The following is a 10032-nucleotide window of genomic DNA, read 5'->3' as shown; positions in this document are numbered from 1 at the left end:
CCGCCCGAACAGGGTGTCGCCCCTTCCCGGACGGCCCCTCGCATGACATGATGACAATCAGATATCACAGATCACAACACAGAGGGGGACGCGCATGAGCGCCCACCACGTCAGCGCCGAGTGGCTACGCGGAGCCGTGAGCTCCGTGTTCCGGTCCGTCGGCTTCTCGGACCACGCCGCCGGCCTCGTCGCCGAGAGCCTCGTCGAGGCGGACATGTCCGGCGTGCCGTCGCACGGCAGCATGCTGCTCCCGATGTACGTTGACCGCCTGCTCGGCGGGTCGGTCTCGACCCACGAGCAGGGCGAGGTGGTCGAGGACTTCGGTGCCGTCGCCGTCCTCGACGGCCGGCACGCCCTGGGCCAACTCACCGGGCACCAGGCGATGGAGCTGGCCATCGACAAGGCGCACCGTTACGGGCTCGGTGCCGTCGCCGTCCGCCACGCCTTCCACTTCGGGCGGGCCGCCAGCTACACGGAGATGGCCGCCGAGCGTGGCTGCATCGGGCTCGCCACCTCCAACACCAGGCCCCTCATGCCCGCCGTCGGCGGCGCACAGCCGGTGGTGGGCAACAACCCCCTCGCCATCGCCGTCCCTGGCGACGGCGGCCCCGTCATCTCCTTGGACATGGCGCTCTCAGAGGCCGCGATGGGGAAGATCCGCATCGCCGAGGCGGAGGGACGCCCCATCCCCGACACCTGGGCGACCGACGCGGACGGCGAGCCCACCACCGACCCGTTGGCCGCCATCGCGGGGATGCTCCTGCCCACCGGCGGCCCCAAGGGCTTCGGGCTGGCGCTGGTCATCGACGTCCTCTCGGGCGTGCTGTCCGGCGGCGCGTTCGGCGCCGGCGTCCAGCCGCTCTACAAGGACGCGACGGTTCCCTACGACTGCGCGCACTTCTTCCTGGCCATCAACCCCGCCCTGTTCGGCCCGGGCTTCGACGAGCGCGTCGCCGCGCTGGCCGCCGAGGTCACCGGCTCGCGCCCTCGCCCCGGCGTCGAGCGCATCATGCTGCCCGGCCAGCCGGAGGCCGAACGGCGCCAGCGCGCCGAGACCGAGGGCATCGAGATCGACGCCACCGTCATGGACGGGATCCGGCGCGCCGCCGAGCGGGTCGGCGCGCAGCTGCCGGCCGGCCCGCTCGAGACGACCCGCGCCCGCTGAGGCGTCGCCGCCACTCTTCACGTTCCCCGCCCGGCAACGCCGGGCGACCGACACCACCAGGAGGACGACATGCCCCTCATCCAGATCACCATGGGCTCCGGCCGCAGCGACGAGCAGAAGCGCGAGCTGCTCGCCGCCGTCACCCGCGCGGCGCAGGAGAGCACCGGGACCCCGCTCTCGGCGGTCCGCGCCTGGATCGTCGAGGTCCCCGCCGCGGAGCTCATGATCGCGGGGGAGACCCTCGCCGAGCGACAGGCCGCCGGTCAGGGGCACTGACGCGCCATGCCCAGGAGGAGGCCGGTCGTGACGGGACGCCGCATCGCCATCGTGGGCGCCGGGCAGGCGGGCATCCAGCTCGCCCTCGGTCTCCAGCACCACGGCTACGAGGTCTCGCTGGTCACCGACCGCGCCCCGGCGGAGATCCGCGCGGGCGCGGTCATGGCGACCTCGTGCCTGTTCGCTCCCGCGCTCGAGGTGGAGGACAACTCCGACCTGCCCACCTGGGAGGGTGAGGCGCCCACGATCGGCGACCTCGACCTCACCCTCACCGGCCCCCAGCCGGTGCACTGGCGCACCGCCTTCGACTCGCCGGCGCGCTCCGTCGACCTGCGCCTGAAGTACAGCGCCTGGCTCGAGCTGTTCCAGTCGCGGGGAGGGACGCTGCGGATCGAGTCGATGACCGTGGCGGCCACCGAGGAGCTGGCGGCCACCCACGACCTCACGATCGTGGCCACCGGCAAGGGCGAGGTAGGCACGGTGTTCCCCACCGACCACTCCCGCACCGCTTTCACCGCGCCCCAGCGGGTGCTCGCCGTCGCCCTCGTCACGGGCGTCGCCCCGGACCCGGCCGGCGCCGCCCTGCACCTGGCCGTCGATCCCGCCGCCGGGGAGTTCCTCAACTACCCCATGCTCACCGAGCGGGGGGTCGCCCAGGTCATGATGTTCGAGGGGCGGCCCGGCACGGACCTGGCTCGGCGCCTCGAGGCCGTCACCGACGCCGACGACCACCTCGCCACCACCCTCGAGCTGCTCGGCGAGCACTTCCCCTCGCAGGCGGGACGCTTCGCGGGCGCGCGCCTCCTGGACGAGACGTCCGTCGCCCGCGGCCGGGTCACGCCCGTGGTCCGCCAGCCGGTGGGCACCCTGCCGTCGGGGCGCACGGTGCTCGGGCTGGGCACCGCCGTCGTGGCGACCGATCCCATCGCCTCGCAGCCGTCAAACAACGCCACCCTCGCAGCGGACTTCTACCTCGACGCCATCCTGCGCCGGGGGGAGCGGGAGTTCGACGCCGGGTGGCAGCGACGGACGTTCGAGGCATTCTGGCGGGGATGGGCGAAGTGGGCGGTCCTGTGGACGAACTCCGTCCTCGTGGACCTCACCGCGCACCAGCGCAAGCTGCTCACCGCGGCCGGGACGGTCCCCGGCGTCGCCCAGGCGGTGGCGAACAGCCTCGAGGACCCCCGCACCGCGTACCGCTGGTGGTTCGAGGCGGCCGACGCCGCTGAGCTGATCTCCCGCAGTGTCGCGGAGGCGCGCGGCCCGGTGGACCCCCGCGACTTCCGCGCCGCCCTCGGCCAGTACGCCACGGGCGTGGCGGTGGTCACGACCAGGGACGCCGACGGCGTGTGCCACGGCATGACGGCGAACTCCTTCACGTCCGTCTCGATCGACCCCCCGCTCATTCTGTGGTGCCCCTCGAAGCGGGCCACGAGCCTGCCCGCCTTCGCCGGCGCGGAGCACTTCGCCGTCAACATCCTCGCCGACGCCCAGCACCACCTCTCGCGCCAGTTCTCCGTGTCGGGGTCACCCGAGAAGTTCGCGGGCGTGGAGTACACCGACGGGCTCGGCGGCGCGCCGGTCCTCGCCGGTGCCGTCGCCTCCTTCGAGTGCCGGCGCGTAGCCGTCCACGACGCCGGCGACCACGACATCCACGTCGGCCAGGTCGAGCGCTACTCCTGGGCCGGCGGGGACCCGCTGCTGTTCCACGACGGCAGGTTCCACGTCACCCGCCCGCGGCCCGAGAACTGACCCCTACAACACCCGGAGGATCATCCGTGCGAACCTGCGACGCCGTCGTCATCGGGGCCGGTCACAACGGCCTCGTCACCGCCCTGTACCTCGCCCGGGCCGGCTGGGACGTCGTCGTCTTGGAGGCCAACGACGACGTCGGCGGCGCCACCCGCAGCGGCGAGGTGACCGAGCCCGGGCTGGTCCACGACCTGTACGCGACGAACCTCAACCTCTTCCTGGCCAGCCCCGTCTACGCCGAGCTGCGCGAGGATCTCGCCCGCACCGGGTTCCGGCCCGTCGTCTCCGAGCGGCCGTACGCCAGCGTCTTCCCGGGCGGGAAGAGCCTGCGCGTCTATCAGGACGCCGCGCGCACGGAGCGAGAGCTCGGTGCCCACAGCGAGGCGGACCTCGCCGGCTGGCGGCGGCTGCGGGAGCTCCAGCACGAGTTCATGACCACCCTGATGCCGCTGTACGGCACGCGGCTGCCCAGCCGGGCGGCCCTGCAGCACCTGGCCGGTGCGGTCCGGCGGGCCGGCGTGCGCCGCCTGGCGTCCTTCGCCCAGCTGCTGGCCTGCTCGACCCGCGAGCTGGGCGAGCGGTGGTTCGCCACGGCGGAGGCGCGGTCGTTGCTGGCCGCCTGGGGGATGCACCTGGACTACGGTCCCGATGTCTCCTTCGGCGCCATGTTCCCCTTCGTCGAGACGTTCGGGGACATGGAGGCCGGCATCGCCATCGCCGAGGGCGGCGTCTCCAGCCTGCCGCGCGCCCTGGGGGCCCTCGTCGAGGAGGCGGGCGGCGAGGTGCGCACCGGCGCCCGCGTCGAGCGCGTCGTGGTCGAGGGCGGCCGCGCCCGCGGCGTGGTAGTCGGCGGCGAGCACATCGCGGCCCGCCGCGCCGTCGTCGCGGGCACCGCGCCGGTGCACCTGTACGGCGACCTTCTCGACGGCGCTCCGGGCGTCCCGGCCACCGAGCGCGAGCAGGCCCGGCGCTTCAGCTACGGCCCGGGCACGATGATGGTGCACCTCGCCCTAGACGGGCCGATCCCGTGGTCCGGGCACCCGGACCTGGCCTCGTTCGCCTATGTCCACGTCGGGCCCTACGTCGACGACCTGGCCCGCACGTACACCCAGTCGCTCGCGGGCCTGATCCCCGACAGCCCCCTGCTGGTGGTCGGCCAGACCAGCCAGGTGGACCCCAGTCGCAGCCCCGACGGCCGGCAGGTCGTCTGGGTCCAGGTCCGCAGCCTGCCCTCCACCATCCGCGGTGACGCCGCCGGCGAGATCACCGCGGATGACTGGGACGCCGCCAAGGAGGCGGTGGCCGACCGGGTGGTCGCCAAGATCGAGGCGTACGCGCCCGGCTTCGGCGCGCTGGTGCGTGCGCGGACCGTCCTCTCGCCGCTGGACCTGGAGCGGTCGAACGCGAACCTCGTCGGCGGGGACAGCGTGGCCGGCAGCCACCACGTGGCCCAGAACTTCCTCTTCCGGCCGTGGCTGGGGGCCTCCGGGTACGTCACCGGCGTGCCGGGGCTGTACCAGGTGGGGGCCGCGACCTGGCCGGGTGCCGGTACCAACGCCCTGTCCGGGTACCTGTGCGCCGAGCTGCTCCTCCGCCCGACGACGCTCGGCGGGCGTGCGCTGGCCGGTGCGACGGACCTTGGCGGGCGTGCGCTGGCCGGTGCGACGAGCCTGGCTCGGTCGGCGGGCGGCCGGGCCCGTCGCCGGGCCGCGCGCTGAGGAGCCGTCAGCGCCCGCACCGGCACCGCTGGGGTGGGTGCGGCGCCCTGCCCGGCGCGGAGGTGGCGGTCGGCGCCGCGGCGCGTCGCGGCGCCGGCCGGGGTGCGACCGGAGGCGTGGTCGCCGAGCCGGTCGCCCTGTCAGCCCCTGCGGGTCACCCGCCGATGTAGGACATCTCGATCCGTCCGGCGCGGCGGTCCTTCAGGGTGGCCCGCAGCTCGGAGTATCGGTCCTCCCGCGCGGCCCAGATCCCCCCGAGGGTCGCGGCGAGGTCGGCATCGGTCCGCGAGGGGTCGCGGAGGACGGCGCGAAGGTCCTGACCCCGCTCGGCGAACAGGCACGTGAACAGCTTGCCGTCGGTGGAGAGGCGGGCGCGGGTGCACGTCCTGCAGAAGGCCGCGGTGACGGAGGAGATGACGCCGATCTCGCCGCCGCCGTCGCGGTAGCGCCACCGGGCGGCGGTCTCGCCTCGGTAGCTGGGCGCCGCCGGCTCGAGCGGAAGCTCGGCGTCGATCCGGGCGACGACCTCCGCCGACGGCAGGACCTCGTCCATCCGCCAGCCGTTCGTCGAGCCGACGTCCATGAACTCGATGAACCGCACGATCACGCCCGTACCCTTGAAGTGCCGGGCCATGGGGAGGACGTCGGCGTCGTTCGTCCCGCGCTTGACCACCATGTTGACCTTGACCGGGTCGAGGCCGGCCTCGCGCGCGGTGTCGATGCCGCGCAGGACCTTGGCGACCGGGAAGTCGACGTCGTTCATCGCGGCGAACCGCTCCGGGTCGAGGGAGTCGAGGGAGACGCTCACCCGCGACAGGCCCGCGTCCTTCAGGGCGCGCGCCTTGACGGCGAGCGCGGAGCCGTTGGTGGTCAGGGCGACGTCGACGGGGCGACCCTCCGAGGTGCGCAGCTCCGCAAGCGCGGCGACGAGCTCCTCGATCCCGCGACGCAGGAGGGGCTCTCCGCCGGTGAGGCGGATCTTCTCCACCCCATGGGCGACGGCCACCCGGGCGACGCGGGCGATCTCCTCGAAGGTGAGGATCTCGTTCTTGGGCAGGAAGGCGTAGTCGCGTCCGAAGACCTCCTTCGGCATGCAGTACACGCAGCGGAAGTTGCACCGGTCGGTGACCGAGATCCGCAGGTCGCGCAGGGGGCGCCCGAGACTGTCAGGTGGCAGGCGGGAAGGCAGACCGAGCGGCACCGTCATGTGAGAGCTCCGTTCCACCGCGGCTGATGGTTGACATGTGATCAAATCATCCCCAAGAATCCTGTCATCGTAGCCCGGCCCTCGGGCCACGCCCACCCTCGACCAGCGCCGCAGGAGGGACCATGGTCGCCGTCGCCGAGACCGCCGGCCTCGTCCTGGCCGCGGGCGCCGGCAGCCGGTACGGCATGCCCAAGATCCTCGTGCCCGGGTGGCTCGAGCGCGCGGTGGGCGCCCTGCGCGACGGCGGCTGCTCCGCCGTCCGGGTCGTCACCGGCGCGGCCCGCCCACCGCACCTCGCGGGGGCGGAGGAGATCCACTGCGCGGGCTGGGAGCGGGGCATCGGGGCATCGTTGCGCGCCGGGCTCACCGCCGTAGGCGGCGGTCCGGCGCGCGTGGTGGTGCACGTCGTCGACTGCCCGGACGTCGGCCCCGAGGTGGTCGAGCGCGTCCTCACCGCTGCCGGGGACCGCCTCGCCCGCGCCGTCTTCGACACCCGCCCCGGGCATCCCGTTGTCCTGCCACGCACCCACCTCGCCCCGGTGCTGGCCGCCCTGACGGACGCCGACGGCGCCGGCCCGTACCTGCGCGGACGCGCCCATCTCGCCGTCGAGTGCGGCGACCTGGCCACCGGCCGGGACATCGACACCCCTCCGGTGGGCGCCGCTCGCCGGCCCCACGACCCCCGCGCCCTGGCGCAGACAGACGTCGAAGGAGACGAACGCCGTGCGTGACATCCTCGAGAGCATCCGGTCCTGGACGGAGCCGTTCGCCGTCGCGACCGTGGTACGTACCTGGAAGTCCTCCCCACGGGGGCCGGGTGCCTCGATGGCTGTCAACGTCGCGGGCGAGGCCGTCGGCAGCGTCTCCGGCGGGTGCGTCGAGGGCGCCGTCTACGAGGCCTGCCGGGAGGTGCTGGAGACCGGCCGGCCCCAGCTCGTCCGCTACGGCGTCAGCGACGACGATGCCTTCGAGGTGGGCCTGACGTGCGGGGGCACCATCGAGCTGTTCGTGCAGCGCGTGGACCCTGCCGCGCCGGACCACCTGGCGGACCTGCTCACCGCCGTCGACGCCGAGCGGCCCGCGGCGCTGGCGACGGTCGCCGTCAGCCAGGACGGGAACCTCGTGGGACGGCACCTGCTGCTTGTCGACGGCGTGGCCCGCGGCGGCACCGGGGAGGAGCGGCTCGACGCCGCGATCGTCGACGCCGCCAGCGGCCTGCTCGAGCACGGCCGCAACCAGATGGTCCATCTGGGCGCCCACGGCGAGCGGCGCATGGACGAGCTGTCGGTGTTCGTGGAGTCCTTCGCCCCCGCGCCCCGCATGATCGTCTTCGGGGCCATCGACTTCGCCGCCGCGGTGGCGCGGATGGGCTCCTTCCTCGGCTATCACGTCACCGTCTGCGACGCCCGGCCGGTCTTCGCCACCCGTGCGCGCTTCCCGGAGGTGGACGAGATCGTGGTGCAGTGGCCGCACGAGTATCTGCGCTCGGTCACGGTCGACGAGCGCACCGTGCTGTGCGTGCTCACCCACGACCCGAAGTTCGACATCCCGCTGCTCGTCGAGGCCCTGAACGGCCCGGCCGCGTACATCGGGGTGATGGGTAGCAGGCGCACCCACGTCGAGCGCAATGCGCAGCTCCTCGAGCACGGCATCACCGAGGAGCAGCTCGCCCGGCTCTCCTCGCCCATCGGCCTGGACCTCGGTGCCCACACCCCGGAGGAGACGGCCGTGTCCATCGCCGGGGAGATCGTGGCCCTGCGGTGGGGCGGCACCGGCCGGCGCCTGAGCGACGTGGACACCCCGATCCACCGGGAGCAGCCGCCGGTGGCGCTCCGTGCCTGAGGATCGCGGGTCGGCGGACGCGACGACGCGTCCGTACCCACGCCGTCAGGGTTGTCCGTCGATGGAAAGGAGGTCGCGAACGCACAGCGGGTGAGTACCCCGCCCGCCGCACGCTGCTGCCTCACCGGCATCGCAAGGACGCGATTCCCGCCGGCAGGGAGCGCAGGCACACGGGCGCGAGCCAGCGCCAGCTGGAGCAACGCCCGACGGAACGGTCGTCACAGCGACGACGCACACGAGTGTGGAGGATCAGCAATGGAGCTGGACAAGGACGGTGGCATCGTCATCGCCACGGATGGGATGCCGTGGCGCGAGCTCGCGCCCGGGGTGGGGATCAAGGTGCTGCGGCTGGACCGGGAGACCGGTGCCTGGACGATCATGATTCGTTCCGAGAAGGGCTCGGTGCTGCCGCCCCACCGGCACATCGGCATGTCGCAGATCTACATCATCAAGGGGGCGGGTCGCCACGAGCAGGCGGGTGACTTCAAGACCGGCGACTACGTCATCGAGCCCGACGGCGCGGTGCACAGCCCCCTCTTCTTCGAGGAGGAAGTCATTCAGATCATGATGGCCGACGGGCCGTCGGCGTTCCTGAACGAGGACGGCTCGGAGTCGTTCCTGATGGACGTGAACATGCTCAGCCAGTTCGCCGACCCTGAGCTGACCGGCGACCGCGCCGGGTAGGCCCGCCCGCCGGCGGTGCGGCGCTCGCCGCCCGACGGTGACGGGGCCGCTGCGTGCATGGCACGCGGCGGCCCCGTCTGCGTCTGGCGACAGGTGGAGGTCCAGCTGGTCCGCCGAAGCCATGCGGTGGTGCCCACCTCGCGGTGCGGGCGCCGCCGCACCCCGAACCCGGCAATTTCCCCGGCGCGACCCCGGCGTTCCGGGCGGGAACCTCGTGGTGTCCCGAGAACCACCCCAGGAGCCCCCGATGATGATGCGCCACACGCCCCGCTCGTTCGTGGGCAGCACGACCTTCCACGTCCCCGCCATGACAGACCGGTCCCGCGCCGCCGCGCTGACCGCCGCCATCGCCGGGATCACCGGCATCGCCGCGGTGGAGGCCGACCCCGCCACGGGCTGCGTCGCCGTCACCACCGAGCTCCCCGTCGACCGGGCGGACGTCGCCGCCGCGATCGACGCCGTCGCCGCCACCTTCGAGAGCTGAGGACCCCATGAACACCTGGCTGGACCTTCACGACATCCGCACCCGCGACCTCATCTGCGAGGCCCAGGCCGCCCGGACCCGCCGGCTCGCCCGGCGCCGTCGCCCCGCCACCCGCCGCCCCACCCGCTGAGAGGACCCCCGATGACCACGCTCACCGCCCCCGCCACGACCGCCGTGGCCGCCGAGGCCCGCGCCATCGTGAAGACCTACGGCCGCGGCGCCACCGAGGTCCGCGCCCTCGACGGCGCCGACCTGCGCCTGCCCGTCGGCCGCTTCACCGCCGTGATGGGCCCCTCCGGCTCCGGCAAGTCCACCCTCATGCACGCCCTCGCCGGCCTCGACACCGTCGACTCCGGCCAGATCCTGCTCGGCGGCACCGACCTGACCACCCTCGACGAGGAGCAGCGCACCCTGCTGCGCCGCCAGCGCGTCGGCTTCGTCTTCCAAAGCTTCAACCTCGTGCCGTCCCTGACCGCCGCGGAGAACATCGCCCTGCCGCTCACCCTCGCCGCCGCCCGCCCGGACAAGGCGTGGCTGGCCGAACTGGTCGACGTCGTCGGCCTGACCGACCGCCTGGGCCACCGCCCCACCGAGCTCTCCGGCGGGCAGCAGCAGCGCGTCGCCGTCGCCCGGGCGCTGGTGGCCCGGCCCGACATCGTCTTCGCCGACGAACCCACCGGCAACCTCGACTCCCGCGCCGGCGAGGCCGTCCTCGGCCTCCTCGGCTACGCCGCCCACGACCTGGGCCAGACCATCGTCATGGTCACCCACGACCCCGGTGCCGCCGCCCACGCCGACCGCGTCGTCTTCCTCGCCGACGGCCGCATCGTCGACGAGGTCGACCGGCCCGGCACCGCCGCCATCCTCGACCGCATGGCCCGCCTCGGCGCGGGGAAGGAGTGAG

Annotated in this window: 10 protein-coding genes and 1 pseudogene; 10 read left to right on the top strand and 1 reads right to left on the bottom strand. The window is 73.7% G+C overall.

Annotated elements, in window-relative coordinates; all coding sequences use genetic code 11:
• The first annotated feature begins 94 nt into the window (after nt 1-94).
• The 4 genes and pseudogenes from GD970_RS00135 to GD970_RS00120 all read left to right on the top strand — a co-directional run bounded on the left by GD970_RS00135 (nt 95) and on the right by GD970_RS00120 (nt 4911).
• Nucleotides 95-1165, top strand: a complete 1071-nt coding sequence (locus GD970_RS00135) for an Ldh family oxidoreductase (protein WP_152199324.1) — start codon at nt 95-97, stop codon at nt 1163-1165.
• A 63-nt stretch (nt 1166-1228) separates the two neighbouring features.
• A pseudogene (locus GD970_RS00130) lies at nt 1229-1441 on the top strand (tautomerase family protein); the annotation flags it as partial.
• A 27-nt stretch (nt 1442-1468) separates the two neighbouring features.
• Entirely contained in the window at nt 1469-3193 is a 1725-nt protein-coding gene (locus GD970_RS00125) for a flavin reductase (protein ID WP_226925024.1), read from the top strand.
• Between the two features lie 26 nt (nt 3194-3219).
• Nucleotides 3220-4911, top strand: coding sequence for a phytoene desaturase family protein (locus GD970_RS00120; RefSeq protein ID WP_152199317.1), 1692 nt, complete (start codon nt 3220-3222; stop codon nt 4909-4911).
• Nucleotides 4912-5065: 154 nt separating this feature from the next.
• Here GD970_RS00120 and moaA read toward each other — a convergent pair whose 3' ends face one another.
• On the bottom strand, nt 5066-6118 hold the full coding sequence (gene moaA, locus GD970_RS00115; protein ID WP_152199315.1) for a GTP 3',8-cyclase MoaA: 1053 nt from the start codon (nt 6116-6118) through the stop codon (nt 5066-5068).
• A 122-nt stretch (nt 6119-6240) separates the two neighbouring features.
• On the opposite strand from moaA, the gene GD970_RS00110 reads away from it, so the two are divergent.
• The 6 genes from GD970_RS00110 (at nt 6241) to GD970_RS00090 (ending at nt 10031) form a co-directional block, all read left to right on the top strand.
• Entirely contained in the window at nt 6241-6849 is a 609-nt protein-coding gene (locus GD970_RS00110; protein WP_152199313.1) for a nucleotidyltransferase family protein, read from the top strand.
• Nucleotides 6842-7960 (top strand): XdhC family protein, encoded by a 1119-nt coding sequence (locus tag GD970_RS00105; RefSeq protein WP_152199311.1) that lies wholly within the window; start codon nt 6842-6844, stop codon nt 7958-7960. The genes GD970_RS00110 and GD970_RS00105 overlap by 8 nt, the downstream gene beginning before the upstream one ends.
• A 255-nt stretch (nt 7961-8215) precedes the next feature.
• Nucleotides 8216-8644 carry a cupin domain-containing protein gene (locus GD970_RS00100; RefSeq protein ID WP_152199308.1) on the top strand — a complete coding sequence of 143 codons (429 nt, stop codon included), beginning with the start codon at nt 8216-8218 and terminating at the stop codon, nt 8642-8644.
• Between the two features lie 247 nt (nt 8645-8891).
• On the top strand, nt 8892-9128 hold the full coding sequence (locus GD970_RS00095) for a cation transporter (protein ID WP_170297129.1): 237 nt from the start codon (nt 8892-8894) through the stop codon (nt 9126-9128).
• A 7-nt stretch (nt 9129-9135) separates the two neighbouring features.
• A complete protein-coding gene (locus GD970_RS22425; RefSeq protein ID WP_264372225.1) occupies nt 9136-9258 on the top strand; it encodes a hypothetical protein in 123 nt (40 codons plus the stop codon).
• A gap of 11 nt (nt 9259-9269) precedes the next feature.
• Nucleotides 9270-10031 (top strand): ABC transporter ATP-binding protein, encoded by a 762-nt coding sequence (locus tag GD970_RS00090; protein ID WP_152199303.1) that lies wholly within the window; start codon nt 9270-9272, stop codon nt 10029-10031.
• The last annotated feature ends 1 nt before the right edge of the window (nt 10032 follow it).

The organism is Georgenia thermotolerans (genome assembly GCF_009193185.1).
In the GTDB taxonomy this organism is placed as follows: domain Bacteria; phylum Actinomycetota; class Actinomycetes; order Actinomycetales; family Actinomycetaceae; genus Georgenia; species Georgenia thermotolerans.
This window is presented reverse-complemented; position numbering and strand designations above follow the sequence as displayed.

Bases quoted from the DNA above. Each gene is read 5' to 3' on its own strand.
- GD970_RS00100 (WP_152199308.1), top strand. From the start codon at position 8,216: ATGGAGCTGGACAAGGACGGTGGCATCGTCATCGCCACGGATGGGATG.
- moaA (WP_152199315.1), bottom strand. From the start codon at position 6,118: ATGACGGTGCCGCTCGGTCTGCCTTCCCGCCTGCCACCTGACAGTCTC.
- GD970_RS00095 (WP_170297129.1), top strand. From the start codon at position 8,892: ATGATGATGCGCCACACGCCCCGCTCGTTCGTGGGCAGCACGACCTTC.
- GD970_RS00090 (WP_152199303.1), top strand. From the start codon at position 9,270: ATGACCACGCTCACCGCCCCCGCCACGACCGCCGTGGCCGCCGAGGCC.
- GD970_RS22425 (WP_264372225.1), top strand. From the start codon at position 9,136: ATGAACACCTGGCTGGACCTTCACGACATCCGCACCCGCGACCTCATC.
- GD970_RS00135 (WP_152199324.1), top strand. From the start codon at position 95: ATGAGCGCCCACCACGTCAGCGCCGAGTGGCTACGCGGAGCCGTGAGC.
- GD970_RS00110 (WP_152199313.1), top strand. From the start codon at position 6,241: ATGGTCGCCGTCGCCGAGACCGCCGGCCTCGTCCTGGCCGCGGGCGCC.